We start from the raw sequence: 15,812 nt of genomic DNA, 5'->3' as shown, positions 1-15,812 counted from the left end.
CTCCCGGATTGGAATAAATTTACGCTAATAACAAAAGGAGCCAATCGTGCACTTCAGCAAAACCGCCGCAATACTTTTCATCGCACTCAGCGTCGCCGTCACCGGCTGCAAAAAGCAGGAGGGTGCCACCGAGGCGAAACAGGAAGGCCCGGGTAAGGGAATCGTCATCGCCGAGGTGAACGGCGCCAGCATCACCGACAAGGACTTCTACAAGGAGCAGGCTGCCCTGCCGCCCCAGCTCAAGCCGATGACCGAGACCCCGGAAGGAAAGAAGGAAATGGTCGACACCATGGTGGTGCGCGAACTGATCCTGCAGCAGGCCGCCAAGGACGGCATCGACAAGAGCCCGGAAGTGGCTGCCAAGCTCGAGGACCTGAAAAGGCGCGTCATCGTCGAGGCTTTCCTCAAGAAGAAGATCGAGGAGTCCGCCAAGGTCAGTGACACCGATATGCAGGACTACTACAACAAGAACAAGGACAAGTTCAAAAGCGACGCACAGATCAGGGCCAGCCACATCCTGGTCAAGTCCGAGGTACAGGCCAAGGAGATTGAGAAGCAGCTGAAAGGCGGTGCGAGCTTCGAGGATCTCGCCAAGAAGAACTCCATTGACGGCGCGGCCGCCAAAGGTGGCGATCTCGGCTGGTTCAGCAAAGGCTCCATGATCCCCGACTTCGAGAAAGTTGCTTTCGGTCTTAAAGACGGCGAGACCTCCGGGATCGTGAAGACCCAGTTCGGCTACCACATCATCAAGAAGACCGGTTCCCGTCCGGCCGGCGTCCGCTCCCTGGACGAGGTGAAGGACGAGATCAAGGCGGCCCTGGCACCTGCCAAGCAGCAGGAGATCTTCAAGGCGCTCAAGGACGACCTGAAGAAGCAGGCTAAGATTACCGTCAAGGAAGACGCCCTGAAGGAACTCGGCAACGACGGCCCGAAGGGGGGCGCAGCCCAGCCGGGCGAGGCAGCCCAGCCGGCAAAGGCCAAGTAGGCACAATCATTCAGGCAGTAACAGAAACAGAAAGACGGCCGGGCTAGTCCCGGCCGTTTTTGCACAAGCGCCGCCCTGGCGGCCCACAGAGAGAGCAACATGGTCAAGATCATCACGGCCTGCAGCATGCTGGCCCTCCTCGCAGTCACTCCGAGCTTTGCCACCACCAAACCGATCAGCAGCATTGCCGCCATCGTCAACGACGAGGTGATCACCACCGCCGACGTCGACAAGGAGTACACACAGTTGCAGAAGGAAGCCGAAAAGCTCCCCGTGCCTGAAAGGACCGCGACGAGGAGCACGGCCCTGAATCGTCTGGTGGACCGCAAGCTGGTTGAACAGAAGATCCGCGAACTCGACATCAAAGTCAGCGACGAGGACGTGCGCTTGGCCATCGAAGATGTCAAGAAGCAGAACAACCTGACCCAGGAAGCGCTGGAGCAGGCGCTGGCCGGCCAGGGGCTCACCGTCTTGCAGTACAAGGTGCAGCTCAAGGAGCAGTTGGAACGCATGCGGCTCATGAGCCAGGAGGTGCGGTCCAAGATCCAGGTAGGCGAGCGCGAGATAAGTGAGTACTACGAAGCGCACCGCGCCGATTACGGCGGCAGCGAGACCTTCCACGCCCGCCATATTTTCTTCAAGTTGGACCCGAACGGAAGCGCAGAGCAGACCGCCAAGACCCGCAAGCTCGCCGAAGAAGTGCTGGCCAAAGCGCGCAGTGGAGAGAATTTCGTCGATCTTGCCAAGAAGTACTCGCAGGACCCTGCAGCGGCCAAGAATGGCGGCGACCTGGGCACCTTCAAGAAAAGCGACATGCTCGCCGAGATCGGCAACACCGTTGCCGCAATGAAACCCGGCGAGGTAAGCTCGCTGGTGGCAAGCCCGGCCGGGCTGCACATCATCAAGCTGGAAGAAAAAAGCCAGGAGAAAGGGCGTCCCTTCACGGAAGTGAAGGAGTCCATCGAGGAGCAGCTGTACCGGAAAAAATCCGAGGACCGCTTCAACCAGTGGGTCAAGGACTTGCGCAACGCCGCCAGCATCGACATAAAGCAGCCCTAGGCGCCCTACTTCCGAAAAAAAATCCCCCTCACCGTCACCGGCGAGGGGGATTTTTTTTATCTACGGCCCGCTGTCGTTGTTAAAGAAGTTAGAGCCCTTCGGCCGCCAACTGCTCCACCAGTTCGCGCTGACGCGTCGTCAGTTTTTCCGGCACGTGCACCGCGATCCTCACGTACATGTCGCCGCGTGTCTGCGCCCCGAGCACCGGGAACCCCAGCCCCTTCAGGCGCACCTTGGTGCCGGACTGGATACCGGCGGGGATCTTGAGCCTCTTGGTCCCCTCCATGGTCGGCACCTCGATGTTGCCACCGAGCACCGCCTGGGAGAAGCGCACCTCGTGGTTGAGCACGATGTCGGCGCCCTCGCGCTGGAACAGGGCGTCGGTCCCCACCGTCACCGAGAGGTAGAGGTCGCCGGCCGGTCCGCCCATACGCCCCGGTGCGCCACGCCCTGCCACCCGAAGCCGCGCGCCGCTCTCGATCCCTGCGGGGATCTTGACCGACAGCTCTTCGCGGGCGCCGTCGCGCATGAAGGCCACCCTTTTTTCGGCCCCATCGTAGGCATCCCGGAAGGTGACCTGGATCTCCATAGAGAAGTCCTCTCCCTTGGCGGCCATGGGACGGCCGCGACCGCCGCCGCGCTGGCGCCGCATGGCGTCGCCGAAGATGCGGGAGAAGATGTCATCGGTCCCGAACCCCTGGTCGCGGAACATGTCGTCGACGTTGAAGTTCCTGAAGATATCCTCCTGCGAGAAGCGCTGGTGGAAATCGGTGGAGCCGAACTGGTCGAACTGCTCTTTCTTTTTCGGGTCGGACAGGACCGCGTACGCCTCGTTGATCTCCTTGAAGCGCTCTTCGGCCTGCTTGTCGCCCGGGTTCTTGTCCGGGTGATACTTGACCGCGAGTTTGCGGTAGGCCCGCTTGATTTCGTCGGCCGAGGCGCCTTTCTTGAGTCCCAGTACTTCGTAATAATCTCTCTGCGCCATGTCTAAATTTCCTTTCACATTTGCTTCGTTTCAGCTCCACAGAATGTAATGGCTGACCCTGTCGTTGTCAACATGTTGTAAACCTTGACAACCCGCTGCAGGCGCGCTTATATAGGCTGCAATTAACGACTCTTAAAAACAGGAGCTGCCAGATGAAGCAATTCGACGCCATCGTCATAGGTGCAGGGATCAGCGGTCTCAGTTTCGCAAGTCATGCAGCTGCCAAGGGGCTGAACACGCTGGTCCTCGAGAAAAGCGAGCGGCCGGGCGGCTGTTTCCATTCGCACCGCTTCGAGGGGAGTGCCGCCGGGTTCTGGCTCGAGCTGGGCGCCCACACCTGCTACAACTCCTACGGTGGGTTGCTGGAGCTGATGGAGAGACACGGCCTGATGGGAAGCATCCTCCCCAGGGAAAAGGTCTCGTTCAAGATGCTGGTCAACAACGAGGTGAAGAGCATCCCGTCGCAGCTTTCCTTCCCCGAGTTGGCCTGCTCCGCCTGGAAGCTGTTCACCCTGAAAAAGGACGGTGCCAGCGTCGCTTCGTATTACGGCAGCATCGTCGGCCGTGGCAACTACGACCGGGTCTTCGGGCCCGCTTTCAACGCAGTCATCTCACAGCGCGCAGACGATTTCCCCGCCGACATGCTGTTCAACAAGCGCCCCAGGAGAAAGGACGTCATCAAGAGTTTCACCCTGCAAGGGGGGCTTAACAGCGTCATCGACAAACTTGCCATCGCGGACCGGGTGACCCTGCAAACCGGCGTTGAGGTAACGCACATCGCCAAGGGCGCCGAAGGCTACACCGTGGAACTCGCCGACGGCACCACGTATCAGGCGCCGCGGCTCGCCTTGGCCGCCCCCCCTCCCGTGAGTTCCAAGCTCGCCGCCGAAATAGCGCCGGAACTCTCCAAGGTGCTCAACCAGGTTAAGCTGGAGACCATCGAGAGTATCGGGGTGGCAGTCAAGAAGAGCAAGCTGAAGCTCCCGCTGCTGGCCGGCCTGATCCCGATCGGGGAAGAGTTCTACTCTGCGGTCTCCCGCGACACCGTGCTCCATGACAGCTACCGCGGCTTCAGTTTTCACTACAAAGCCGGGAAGGTTCCCTTGGATGCCAAGCTGAAGCGGATCGCCTCCGTGTTGCAGGTGACGACCGACGACCTGGAGCAGGTGGTGCAGCGCGAAAGCCAGCTTCCCTCTCCGGTGGTCGGCCACAAAGCGCTTACTGACCAAATCGACCGCCTGATTGCCGGTAACAACCTCTACGTCACCGGCAACTACTTCGCCGGAATGGCCGTCGAGGACTGCATCGTGCGCTCCAAGAAAGAGTACGAAAGGCTAGCGGCATCGCTGTAACGCCAGCCCCAGTTTCTGTAACAAAAGCCCGTCCACAACAGTGGGCGGGCTTTTTTGCGGATGGCTGCTATTGGCAAACGTGCTGCCACGGGACCCCTACCCTACCCACCGCCACCAACATACCCCCACCGCCCCGCCATAGAGCAACACTCCTGCAGGGCTGGAAACGGCGACCTTCAGGTCCTGCCCCGAAGGTATCGAGCTGTAGCTGAAAACATATATGGCGACATACATCAGCAGGGTATGCGGCAGATCCGTCGGGAACCACGTACTCCACCCGAGATACAGGTAATAGGCAACGACATTCAACAACAGCGGCGCCAGGGCCGAGGGGAGCGCAGAAACCGGACCAGGATTGCTGATGGTGACCGAGCCCAGCACCCACCGGCGGGGACCGTCCCGCCGGGGTATGATGGTGAAACCCACGGGCCGCCCGCCGGTTACCGCGGCCACTAGCAGGTGGGACAGCTCGTGCAAAAGCGTCCCCGGCAGCGCCCAACAGATCTGCCAAAAAGCGCCCGATCTCCCCACCCGCCCCTGCAATACCGCCAGCGCGATCACCAGCAGCACCCCGGCAAAGTGATGCCACCGCACCGGATCGACTGCCACCTGCATCATGCCGCCCATATCCACCCCTCCCCGTAAAGCTGCGGCAGCATAACCCGAATCCGCACCGGTTACAACAGCGTCATTCCTCTTGCCAACTAGCGCCACTCTGCTATGGTTTATCCGCTAATGAGAAGCACACTCAAGGAGGCCATCATGTTTTTGGAAGGACAGAAAGCACCCGATTTCAAACTGCAGGGGAGCGACGGAAAGGAGCACACGCTGGCAGACTACCGGGGCAGGATCCTGGTACTCTTCTTCTACCCCAGGGACAACACCCCGGGGTGCACCGCCGAGGCGGTGGGCTTCGCCAAGCTGCACTCGCTCTTCGAACAGCTCGGTGCGGTGCTCGTGGGGGTTTCCAAGGATTCCATGAAGTCCCACGACAAGTTCATCGCCGATTTCAAGCTCCCCTTCACCCTCCTCTCCGACCCGGACGCCTCTGTCATGAAAACCTACGGCGCCTTCGGCGAAAAGGTGCAATATGGTAAAACCACCATGGGCACCATCCGCTCTACCGTCGTCATCTCGCCGGAAGGAACCATCATCAAGCATTGGCCCAAGGTGGCCAAGGCATCGGAACACCCGGACAAGGTGCTTGATTTCTTCAAGATGCTGGCGAAGGGACGCTAGCAAAAAAAAAGGGGCGAATCGCTTCGCCCCTCTCTTTTTTACCCCGACCACCGGCGGCCTTGTGGCCCGGTCAGTCGACGTAGTTGTAGTTGGTTTCTGAATCCAGGATCTTCACCATTGACTCTGGCGTGTACGGATACTCGGTCTGCCCTTCCTCCACCTTTGTGTTCGGCGGCGGCGTCCAGTGCAGCACCCAATCACCATCTCTTTTCTCTCTGGACACCCGGCCCTGACACCGGGCCTCCAAAGTACGCCACATCTCATCTTCGTTGATCAACTCGAAGCCGTCGATCTTCTCACTCTCTTTCAGATTCTGCAGAAACCTGTCAAGCAGGTCAAAGTCAATGAAGTCCTCCTCATTACGCCACCACTTGATGAATACCCGGTCGGGGTGAGCGCCCTTCGCTTCTCTGATCTCCTTTACCAGTTGGTATCCCTTCATGGCCACCTCCTTTGGGCTTGTTACAAGCCTGCCTCTTTCTGCCTGATGACGCCAATTAAATAGTACATCCGGCGATATTTTTCCGCAAGGGACAGTGTACGGCCACGGCCGGTGGCTGTCGCAGGGAAACACCGTCCCGAGTACTGGGTTTGGTAGCGGCTGCTTGAATTTACCAAAATACCAGCTTAAATGATATGTCGTTAACCAACCCTAATCCGGAGAGCGCCATGAGAACGATCCTCCATCTGGTTTTGATCGCATTCGCTCTGTCTCTGGGGGCAGCAGGCTCCGCGTCGGCCAACCGCTGGGGCCCCATCGGGGTGCGAGGAGGTTTCTCAGCCGATGACAAGGACCACGGCGCCCAGATATTCGAGGCCTTCGCCGGCTACCAACTCCCCTGGAGTCTGCGCAGCGAGGGCGGATGGGGCGTATCTCCCCTGGTTGCCCTTACGGCCGGCGCACTTTCCAGTGGAGAAGACCTCGGGTTTATCGGCTCCCTTGGTCCCGCCTTGGAGGTCGGCAATCCCAAATCTGTTGAACTAGACCTCGGCGTCAGCGTCGCCGTTTTGAGCCGCGAGAGATTCGGCGGGAGAGATTACAACGGCATCGAGCAGTTCATTTCCCACGCCGGCATTGTCTATCACTTCACCCCGGCCTTTGCTCTTTCCTACCGGTTCCAACACATGTCCAATGCAGGATTTAACGGCAAAATCAATCCCGGCATGAACATGCATCTCTTCGGGGTCAACTGGTACCCGGGAATGTGACCATCTTCCTTTTGACAGATTCCCTGCCGCGTTATAGTATCGGTTCCCATCAACGTCCGGCGCTCGTCCTGGTACGGCGCCGGCTGCACATTTCAGCTCAGGAAGGTTCCCCATCGTTACCACCAGAAAGAGCCGTTTGCACCGGCTTATCATCGAAAGACTGACGCACGACCTGTCGGTTTTGTCCCATGCCGCAAAAGCCGCCCACGAAGCAGCTATCCATGAAGAAAATATCCCCGACAACAAGTACGATACGCTCAGCCTCGAGGCGTCATACGTGGCGCAGGGGCAGGCGAACCGGGCTCAGGAGCTGAAGCATGCCCTTCAGACGTACCGGCACCTCGCGCTACATTCATTCGGAGAGGCCGACACTATTCGACTGACGGCCTTGGTGACGCTCCAGGACGAGGAGGGAACCAGTAAGACCTTCTTCATAGGCCCCCAGGAAGGTGGCCTTAAATTGCACGTCGACGGCGAGGAAATACTGGTGATCACCGCGGCCTCTCCGCTGGGTAGCCAACTCATCGGGAAATCAGTGGGAGACGAGGTGGAAGTAGGAGACACTCGCTATGAGATTGTCGACCTTTGCTAAGCCTTGCAACTCGGCGTTTGCTATTGACATTGTCCTGCTCCGGCTCTAAATTAGCGCCTGATTAACAAGGCTGTTTTTCTGTCGGTCCGGCAGGTTTGCAAAGTCAGCTGCGACCGATGCCGGCCCCTTGTCATGCCAGCCCTGGCTCCATGAGTTGCACGTGTAATTTAATGCATTGGCGGAGGGTAGCTTGAAGAAAATGCGCTTAGGGGAAATGCTGGTCCAAGCAGGGAAGATCACTGCGGCCCAGTTGGATGAAACTCTAAAAGGACAGGCCATCTTCGGAGGACGATTCGGTACCAACCTGGTGGAAATGGGGTACCTGGACGAGTTGGACCTGGCGGAGTTCCTGAGTAAGAAAATTGGTGTCGCTTACGCCGCTCCCGCTGAACTGCTCGATATTCCCCCGCACGTCATAAAGCTCATCCCGTTCGACTACGTCAAGAAGTACAAAGCCATTCCCATTGCGATCAACAACCGCAAGGTAACCCTTGCCATGGTCGATCCCACTGACCTGCACGCCATCGACGAGATCGCCTTCGCCACGGGCTACATCATCGTGCCGGTGGTCGCGGCGGAGCTGCGCATCGTCACGGCTATGGAAAAGTACTACGGGATCAAGCGCGAGGTGCGCTACATCAGCGTCGAGGGTGGCAGCAGGGGGAGGGCCAAGCACCACGCCTCTCATTCCGCTGCCCCGCAACCCGCCGCGCCCGCGGCCCGGGTGGTGACGGCCACCCCTGTGCCGGCGGCCTCTAAGGCAACGCTCGAGGAATGGCCCGCGCACCTCGAAGAAGAGGTCATCGATCTCCCCATGCTCGAGGAACTGAGCCTTGATGTGCTGGATCAAGCCGAGACGGCACCTGCTGCATCTGCCGCTCCAGCCGCTCCAGCCGCTCCGGCAACCGAGGCAACTGAGGCAGCTCCTGCGCCCCCTGTGCCCCAGCCCCCCCCAGCTTCGCTCGCACCCGCTGCAGCGCCCGTACCTCCGGCAGCCCCCACGGCCCCTGCTCCGTCACCCCAGGCAACCGAGCCTCCGGCGAGCCAGCAGCCGGCCACTCCCGCACCCGAACCCACTGTATTGGCCGAACTGTACCAGGAACAGTTCGAGGAGCCGGAGCAGGACTATTCGCTGGAGAGCGTCCTGGTCGGGCTAGCCGAGGCGGATGACCGCGACTGGATCGCCGAATTGATCACCGGTCACCTGGGGCCCCAGTTCAAGCGGGTCGCCTTCTTCCTGCTGCGCGGTGGCACCGCCACCGGGTGGATGGCACGGGTGGACAACAAGCCGGTCCCCGAGTTCGAGGGGCTGGAACTTGCCCTGAACGAACCGTCGGTGCTGAACGTGGTGCACCAGAGCAAGAGCTTCTTCCTCGGGCCGATGCCACCGACACCTGGCAACCAGGCCATCATGGAAGCCTTGAAGGGGGGCACCCCCTTCAACAACCTGCTGGTGCCGCTGCTGATGATGGGGCGCGTGGTCGCGGTCCTCTATGTCGGCGGTGGAAGCGCCCCACTTGATGAAAAACTTCCCGAAGTACAGAAACTGATCGCCAAAGCCGCCATGGCTTTCGAAATATTGATCCTGAAGAGCAAGATTATGATGACGTGATTTAATGATCTCATCCCCCAACGCGGACTAATTGACTTTCGGCAGCGCTACGCTAGATTATACGGGTACTAAAATCCCCTGTGATTCTCATTGAAAGGCCGGTATGCCAGTCACCGCACAGCAGGTCGAGTTCATCCCCCTTGCCATCTACACCGCCATCGCGGTGGGGCTGATTGGCGTCCTGCTGGCGGCAGCCTACTTCCTCGGCTCGGGCCGCGATACCCCCGACAAGCACATACCGTATGAATCCGGGGTGGTCCCTACCGGCGCCGCCCGTCACGCCTCACAAGTTCCCTTCTACCTCATCGCCATTTTCTTCATCGTCTTCGACGTGGAAGGCTCCTTCATCCTGACCTGGGCCACCGCATGGGACCTGCTCGGAATCCAGGGGCTGGTGCACATCACCGTCTTTGTCATCATCCTGATGTTGGGGCTGATCTGGCTCTGGATGAAGGGGGGACTGGAATGGGGTCCTTCCGCAATCCGCATGCGAGGTAAACATTGACTGAGAGGGACGACGAAAACATACCGCAAAACGTCCTCCTCACCTCTTTGGACGACCTGATCAACTGGGGGAGGGCGAACTCACTCTGGCCGATGTTCTTCGGTCTTTCCTGCTGCTTCGTGGAAATGATGGCGTCCTTCACCTCGCGCTACGATGTCTCGCGCTTCGGCGCCGAGGTATTGCGCGGCACCCCGCGTGAGGCCGACCTCATGGTGATCGCCGGGACCGTCTTCAAGAAGATGGCCCCCAGCATCCTGCGGCTCTACGACCAGATGGCCGAACCCAAGTGGGTCATCTCCATGGGGAGCTGCGCCAACTCCGGCGGCATGTACGACGTGTATTCCGTGGTGCAGGGCGTCAACCAGATTCTGCCGGTCGACCTGTACATCCCCGGCTGCCCGCCGCGCCCGGAGTCCTTCCTGGAAGGGCTCATGCTGCTGCAGCAAAAGATCAGGAGCGAGGAGCGTCCCACCCGTCCCGTGCTGCGCATGCAAGGGGGCACCCAGGGGACCGTCGCCCCCATCCTCGTCGACGGCGTCACCAAGTCCCGCGATACCCGTGGCCCCGGCATGCAGGGGATCCCCATCCGTGGCACTTCGATGCAGCACCCCCACTTCGCCGCGCCGCGCTCGGACGAGCTCTGGCGCCCGAAACAGCCCCGCCTCCCCTACCCCGACTTCGGCCTGGAAGAGGAACTGCAGGCGGCGTTCAACGGCGAGGTCAAACGGGACGAAGCCGGGGCCGACATGCTCACCTACCGTACCCCCGCGCGGCTGGTGCCTGAACTCCTGAAGCACCTGAAGGAACGGAAGTCTTCGCCCTTCCGCCGCCTGGAGGACATCGCCTGCGTCGACGAGTCCTGCCGCCGCGACCGCGACCGCTTCCGCGACTTCACCGTGAACTACCATCTCACCTGCTTCGACACCCCCGGCAGGATCCGGATTAAGACAGAGCTGGACGGCGAGTATCCCGAAGCTCCCAGCGTCACCTCCGTCTTCCCTGTCGCCAACTGGTACGAGCGTGAGGCCTACGACATGTTCGGCATCCGTTTCGCCGGGCATCCAAACTTGGGCAGGATCCTGATGCCGGCGGACTGGCAGGGGCATCCGCTCCGGAAGGAGCATCCTTCGCGCGCCACCGAGATGGCTCCTTACACCGCCGAGGAGGCGCGCGGCCGCAAGACGCTGCCGGCCAGCGACTTCTTCGACCGGGTGGACGACGAGACGCTGATCCTGAACCTCGGCCCCCAGCACCCCGGCACCCACGGCGTGGTGCGCTTCGTCCTCAAACTTTCCGGCGAAGAGATCGTCGACATGGACACCGAGATCGGCTACCACCACCGCGGTGCCGAGAAGATCGGGGAGCGCCAGAACTGGCACCAGTACATTCCCTACACCGACCGGGTGGACTACTTGGCCGGCGTGCAGAACAACCTGGCCTACGTGAACTCTGTTGAGAAGCTGTGCGGCATCGAGGTGCCGGAGCGAGCCCAATACATCCGGGTCATGCTCTGCGAGCTGTTCCGGATTGCCAACCATCTGGTCTGGCTCGGGACCTTCGCCGCCGACATCGGCGCCATGACCCCGGTTTTCTACACCTTCACCGACCGCGAAAAGATCTTCGACATCGTGGAATCGGTCACCGGCGGCCGCATGCACCCCGCCTGGTTCAGGATCGGCGGCGTGGCGGACGATCTCCCCAAGGGATGGCTGACCAAGGTGCAGGCGTTTTTGGACTGGTTCCCGCCGCGACTCGCGGAATACGAGAAACTGCTGACCGGCAACCCCATCTTCACCGCGCGCCTCAAGGGCGTCTCCGCCATAACTAGGGACGAGGCGCTTGAGTGGGGTCTGACCGGACCGATGCTCAGGGCCTGCGGCTTCGCGTGGGACCTGCGCAAGACCATGCCTTACTGCGGCTACGACCGCTTCGATTTCCAGGTCGCCACCGCCGAGGGCGGCGACTGCTACGCGCGCTACCTGGTGCGCATGGAGGAGATGCGGCAGTCGTTCTCTATCGTGAAACAGGCGGCCGAGGGGATGCCGGGTGGACGCTGGATCTCCGCGGATTACCGCTACACGCTGCCTCAGAAACGCGACGCACTGGAAGACATCGAGTCGCTGATCCACCACTTCGTCAACGCCACGCGCGGCATGTCGCCCCCAAAAGGGGAATGCTATGCACCTATCGAGGCCCCCAAGGGGGAATACGGCTACTTTGCCGTTTCCGACGGACTGCACACCGCCTACCGGATGCGCATCAGGACGCCGACCTTCCCGCATATCCAGTCGCTGCCGCTGTTGAGCCGGGGCTGGCTGGTGTCGGACTTCCTGGCCATCCTCGGCTCGATCGACTTCGTGCTGGCGGACCTGGACCGGTAATTAGTAAGGAGAGCACCGGGGATGATACCCGAGACACTGAAAACATCGCTCCAGGCGCGCGTCGCCTCCGCCATCACCGCCCGGGAGGCGGCTGTGGACGTGATGAAGGAGCTACAGGCACACTACGGCTGGCTGACCGACGAGGCAGTGGAGGAGGCCGCGGCGCTGCTGGGCCTTTCGCCGTTGCAGGTTGAGGAGCTCGCCACCTTCTATGAGATGATCTATCGCCGCCCGGTAGGGAAGAAGGTGATCCACGTCTGCGACTCGATCTCCTGCTGGTGCGCCGACTGCGACAAGCTCATCCAGTACCTGAAGGATAAGCTCGGCGTCGGGCTGGGCGGTACTACGGCCGACGGCATGTTCACCCTGGTTCCCTGCTGCTGCATGGGGATGTGCGGCGACAGCCCCGCCATGTCAGTCGGAGGGACTCCCTACGGTAGGCTGACGCCGGAACTGGTAGACGAGATACTGGAAATGGAGCGGCACAAAGGGTAATACCTCCTCCCCCCGGAGGGGGGAGGTCGGGAGGGGGGGCAAGGCAGCCTTATTCCCCCTCCCCGCCCCTCCCCCTCCGGGGGAGGGAGACAATGGAATGACAGGATCACATGGACCTCCCTCTTTTCCGACATAACCGCCCAAACCGCGTGGTCACCTTCGACGAGTACCGCGAGGAAGGGGGCTTCGAGGGGCTGAAAAAGGCCTTCTCCGTGATGACTCCCAACGACGTGCAGCAGGCGGTGCTCGACTCGGGGCTTAGGGGCCGCGGCGGCGCCGGCTTCGCCACCGGCAGGAAATGGTCCTTCGTCCCCCGCGACCTCCCCGGCCCGCGCTGGCTCATCTGCAACTGCGATGAAATGGAGCCTGGGACCTACAAGGACCGGGTGCTGCTGGAGCACAACCCGTATAGCCTTATTGAGGGGATGACGCTTGCCTGCTATGCACTGGGGGTGCGCCACGCCTTCATCTTCATCAGGAAGGGGTATGAGAAAGCGGCGGCCAACCTGGCGCGCGGCATCGAGGAGGCCAAGAAGGCGGGGCTGCTCGGCGAGCACATCCTGGGAAGCGAGCACTCCATCGAACTGGACCTGCACCTCTCCGCCGGCCGCTACATCTGCGGCGAGGAAACCGCCCTGATCAACGCGCTGGAAGGAAAGCGCCCCAACCCGCGCTCGAAACCGCCGTTCCCGGCGGTGAAGGGTCTCTGGCAGGGGCCGACGGTGGTCAACAACGTGGAGACCCTGGCCAACGTTCCCGCCATTGTCGCCAACGGCGCCGCGTGGTTCAAGGGGCTGGCGCTCAACCCGGAAGGGGCCGGCAGCAAGCTCTTCTGCGTGAGCGGCTCGGTCAAGAACCGGGCCTGCGTCGAACTCCCCATCGGCACCACGCTCGGCGACATTATCGACGGGGCCTGCGGCGGCATGCGCGACGGCAAAAAGTTTAAGGCTTGCATTCCGGGCGGCGCATCGACCCAGTTCCTGAAGCCTGAGCACTGGAACCTCCCCATGGACTACGACACCGTGGCCAAGGCGGGCTCCCGGCTTGGCTCGGGCGGGGTGATCGTCTTCGACGAGGGGCACTGCCTGGTGGAAGCGACCCTGAACTTAATCAATTTCTTCGCCCGCGAATCCTGCGGCTGGTGCACCCCGTGCCGCGAAGGGCTCCCGTACGTGAAGGAGATCCTGACCCGGATCGAGAACGGGCATGGCGAAGAAGACGACATCACCATCCTGCGCGAGCACGTGAAGTACCTGAATTACACCTTCTGCGCCCTCGCCCCCGGCGCCATGGCCCCACTGGACGGCCTGCTGCGGGATTTCGAGGACGAGGTGCGGGAGCATATCGTGAAGAAGAAGTGCCCGTTGAAATAAGGTGCGCTGCGCCCTCACCCCTGCCCTTCTCCCGGAGGGCGAGGGGGAAATTGGGCAGAAGGTAAAAGGACGAAAGAGGACGATGCCCAAGCTGATCATCGATGACATACCGGTGGAAGTCGCACCGGGGACCAGCGTGCTGGAGGCTGCCCGCAGCGTCGGGATCACCATCCCGCACTTTTGCTACCACCCGGCCCTGGCCATCGCCGCTGCCTGCAGGCTCTGCGCGGTGAAGCTCCTGGACGGCCCGGTGAAAGGGATCCAGATGTCCTGTGCCCTCCCCGCCCAGGACGGCATGGTGGTCTCCACCACCGATCCCGAAGCGCTCAAGATGCGCTCCCTGGTCATCGAGTGGCTCATGCTGAACCACCCCCACGACTGCCCGGTCTGCGACGAGGGTGGCGAGTGCCTGCTCCAGGACTTCACCATCGCCGGGGGGCACAGCCGTCGCCGTTACCAGGGAAAGAAGCGTACCTTCCAGAACCAGTACCTGGGCGAGGGGATCCACCACGAGATGAACCGCTGCATCGAGTGCTACCGCTGCGTCCGCTTCTACCAGGACTACGCCGGCGGCACCGACTTCGGGGTGATGGGAAGCGCGGGGCGGGTCTACTTCGGCCGATTCCAGGAGGGACCGCTGGAGTCACCGTTCTCCGGCAACCTGGTGGACATCTGCCCTACCGGCGTCTTCACCGACAAGACCGGGCGTTTCCGGGCCCGCTACTGGGACTACCAGTTCGCCCCCTCGATCTGCCAGCACTGCTCGGTGGGGTGCAACACCTCGCCGCAAAACTTCCAGCGCGAAACCATCAAGATCGTCGGGCGCCGCAACGACCAGGTGAACGGCTGGTTCATCTGTGACCGGGCCCGCTTTGACAAGGGCTATTTGAACGACCCGCAGCGGCCGCGGGAGCCCCGCCTGGACGGCGCCACCTGTGGCTACGATGTCGCGATCGATGCGGCAGCCAAATCGATCGCGGAGTTCGTGCGCAAAAACGGCGCCGACAAGCTCGCCTTCGTCGGTTCCACCAGGCTCTCGCTGGAAGGGATGATCCTGCTAGCCGAAGTGGCCAAGGCCGCTGGCGGAGCAAGGATCTGCTACTTTGAGGATGCCACCCAACAGCAGGGGAGCATCGCAGCGATCAAGCTGCTCCACGAGGAAAATGCGGCCTACGTGAAAGACATCGAGCAGGCGCAGTGGGTCTCCTTGCACGCCATCGACCTGATGGAGGAGGGCCCCATGCTGGCCCTGGCGGTGCGCAAAGCTTTCCTGGCCGGGGCGCAGATCTTCCTGGTCGGCGGCGATACGCTACCGCCGCACCAGGCGCTCCCCTTCAAGTACACCGCGGTGGAGACCCTGGACCAGGTTCCCTTCGAGGGGGGCGGCAAAGGGGTGATCATCTGCGGTGCCGGCGGCAAGGATCCCGTTCTGTTAGCGGAAATGGCCTCCAGCGGCGCGAAGCTGGTAATGCTGCAGCCGGGCCCGAACGGATTCGCCGCCGCGCTCCTCGCCCAAGAGCACGCCGCAATCCCGCTGGCGGAAGTAGTGTCGAGCCGGCAGGTACGGGGTGTGGTGTGCTTCGAAGCCGATGTGCCGGAGGTGTTGCTCTCAGACGTGGAGGTCCTGGCAACTGCCGACTGGCGCCGGGGGCCGGTGGCGGAGAAGAGCCCCATCTTCCTCCCTACCACCACCTGGGTGGAGTCCGACGGCACCGCCATCAACTACGAGGGCAGGGCCCAGTGCTTTCAGCGCAGCAGGGTCGCCGGACTGCCGCTCAAGGGGCTCGACCCGAAGTACTACGGCAACGCCACAGAAGCCGTCGCCTTGCATCCGCCCCGGGTGCACCGCAAGGACGTCCCCGGTGGGACCGAGCGCGATGCCTGGCAGGTGATGGCACAGGTGATCGAGAGGCTGGGAGGAGAGGTGCCGGAGCCGTTGTCCGGCAAATGGCACGTGCTGAAAAACCTCGACCCCGAGGGCGAAGGGGTACGTATTTTCAGCATTGTTGCAGAAGAATAATCTTG

Annotated in this window: 15 protein-coding genes; 12 read left to right on the top strand and 3 right to left on the bottom strand. The window is 61.6% G+C overall.

Annotated elements, in window-relative coordinates; all coding sequences use genetic code 11:
- Positions 1-46 precede the first annotated feature (46 nt).
- Together K7R21_RS15375 and K7R21_RS15370 are read left to right on the top strand one after the other, a co-directional pair.
- Positions 47-985 carry a peptidylprolyl isomerase gene (locus tag K7R21_RS15375; protein ID WP_224984163.1) on the top strand — a complete coding sequence of 313 codons (939 nt, stop codon included), beginning with the start codon at positions 47-49 and terminating at the stop codon, positions 983-985.
- 75 nt (positions 986-1,060) lie between these two features.
- Entirely contained in the window at positions 1,061-2,044 is a 984-nt protein-coding gene (locus tag K7R21_RS15370; RefSeq protein ID WP_263630768.1) for a peptidylprolyl isomerase, read from the top strand.
- 88 nt (positions 2,045-2,132) lie between these two features.
- Here K7R21_RS15370 and K7R21_RS15365 read toward each other — a convergent pair whose 3' ends face one another.
- Complete coding sequence (locus K7R21_RS15365) at positions 2,133-3,029, bottom strand: DnaJ C-terminal domain-containing protein (RefSeq protein ID WP_224984161.1); 897 nt, start codon at positions 3,027-3,029, stop codon at positions 2,133-2,135.
- Positions 3,030-3,181: 152 nt separating this feature from the next.
- Here K7R21_RS15365 and K7R21_RS15360 point away from each other — a divergent pair, with 152 nt between their 5' ends.
- Positions 3,182-4,381, top strand: coding sequence for a protoporphyrinogen/coproporphyrinogen oxidase (locus K7R21_RS15360; protein WP_224984160.1), 1,200 nt, complete (start codon positions 3,182-3,184; stop codon positions 4,379-4,381).
- A gap of 96 nt (positions 4,382-4,477) precedes the next feature.
- Here K7R21_RS15360 and K7R21_RS15355 read toward each other — a convergent pair whose 3' ends face one another.
- The gene (locus tag K7R21_RS15355) at positions 4,478-4,999 is read right to left on the bottom strand and encodes a hypothetical protein (protein ID WP_224984159.1); all 522 of its coding nucleotides are present in this window, start codon (positions 4,997-4,999) and stop codon (positions 4,478-4,480) included.
- 144 nt (positions 5,000-5,143) lie between these two features.
- Between K7R21_RS15355 and K7R21_RS15350 the strand changes: the two genes are divergently transcribed.
- Complete coding sequence (locus K7R21_RS15350) at positions 5,144-5,620, top strand: peroxiredoxin (RefSeq protein ID WP_224984158.1); 477 nt, start codon at positions 5,144-5,146, stop codon at positions 5,618-5,620.
- Positions 5,621-5,690: 70 nt separating this feature from the next.
- On the opposite strand, the gene K7R21_RS15345 is transcribed toward K7R21_RS15350, so the two are convergent.
- Positions 5,691-6,062 carry a hypothetical protein gene (locus K7R21_RS15345; RefSeq protein WP_224984157.1) on the bottom strand — a complete coding sequence of 124 codons (372 nt, stop codon included), beginning with the start codon at positions 6,060-6,062 and terminating at the stop codon, positions 5,691-5,693.
- A gap of 227 nt (positions 6,063-6,289) precedes the next feature.
- On the opposite strand from K7R21_RS15345, the gene K7R21_RS15340 reads away from it, so the two are divergent.
- From K7R21_RS15340 to K7R21_RS15305, 8 genes are all read left to right on the top strand, one after another.
- Positions 6,290-6,829, top strand: coding sequence for an acyloxyacyl hydrolase (locus tag K7R21_RS15340; RefSeq protein WP_224984156.1), 540 nt, complete (start codon positions 6,290-6,292; stop codon positions 6,827-6,829).
- Positions 6,830-6,965: 136 nt separating this feature from the next.
- The gene (locus K7R21_RS15335) at positions 6,966-7,421 is read left to right on the top strand and encodes a GreA/GreB family elongation factor (protein ID WP_224984155.1); all 456 of its coding nucleotides are present in this window, start codon (positions 6,966-6,968) and stop codon (positions 7,419-7,421) included.
- 199 nt (positions 7,422-7,620) lie between these two features.
- On the top strand, positions 7,621-9,033 hold the full coding sequence (locus K7R21_RS15330) for a GspE/PulE/PilB domain-containing protein (protein WP_224984911.1): 1,413 nt from the start codon (positions 7,621-7,623) through the stop codon (positions 9,031-9,033).
- Positions 9,034-9,136: 103 nt separating this feature from the next.
- Complete coding sequence (locus K7R21_RS15325; protein ID WP_224984154.1) at positions 9,137-9,538, top strand: NADH-quinone oxidoreductase subunit A; 402 nt, start codon at positions 9,137-9,139, stop codon at positions 9,536-9,538.
- Positions 9,535-11,919, top strand: coding sequence for an NADH-quinone oxidoreductase subunit B/C/D (locus tag K7R21_RS15320; RefSeq protein WP_224984153.1), 2,385 nt, complete (start codon positions 9,535-9,537; stop codon positions 11,917-11,919). The genes K7R21_RS15325 and K7R21_RS15320 overlap by 4 nt, the downstream gene beginning before the upstream one ends.
- Before the next feature lie 21 nt (positions 11,920-11,940).
- Positions 11,941-12,414 (top strand): NADH-quinone oxidoreductase subunit NuoE, encoded by a 474-nt coding sequence (gene nuoE / locus K7R21_RS15315; protein WP_224984152.1) that lies wholly within the window; start codon positions 11,941-11,943, stop codon positions 12,412-12,414.
- Positions 12,415-12,524: 110 nt separating this feature from the next.
- Positions 12,525-13,787, top strand: coding sequence for a complex I 51 kDa subunit family protein (locus tag K7R21_RS15310; RefSeq protein ID WP_224984151.1), 1,263 nt, complete (start codon positions 12,525-12,527; stop codon positions 13,785-13,787).
- Positions 13,788-13,869: 82 nt separating this feature from the next.
- The gene (locus K7R21_RS15305) at positions 13,870-15,807 is read left to right on the top strand and encodes a 2Fe-2S iron-sulfur cluster-binding protein (RefSeq protein WP_224984150.1); all 1,938 of its coding nucleotides are present in this window, start codon (positions 13,870-13,872) and stop codon (positions 15,805-15,807) included.
- Positions 15,808-15,812 lie beyond the last annotated feature (5 nt).

Source organism: Geomonas agri (genome assembly GCF_020179605.1).
Classification (GTDB): Bacteria; Desulfobacterota; Desulfuromonadia; order Geobacterales; family Geobacteraceae; genus Geomonas; species Geomonas agri.
The sequence above is the reverse complement of the archived record's forward strand: the minus strand, read 5'-3'. Positions and strand labels throughout refer to the sequence as shown.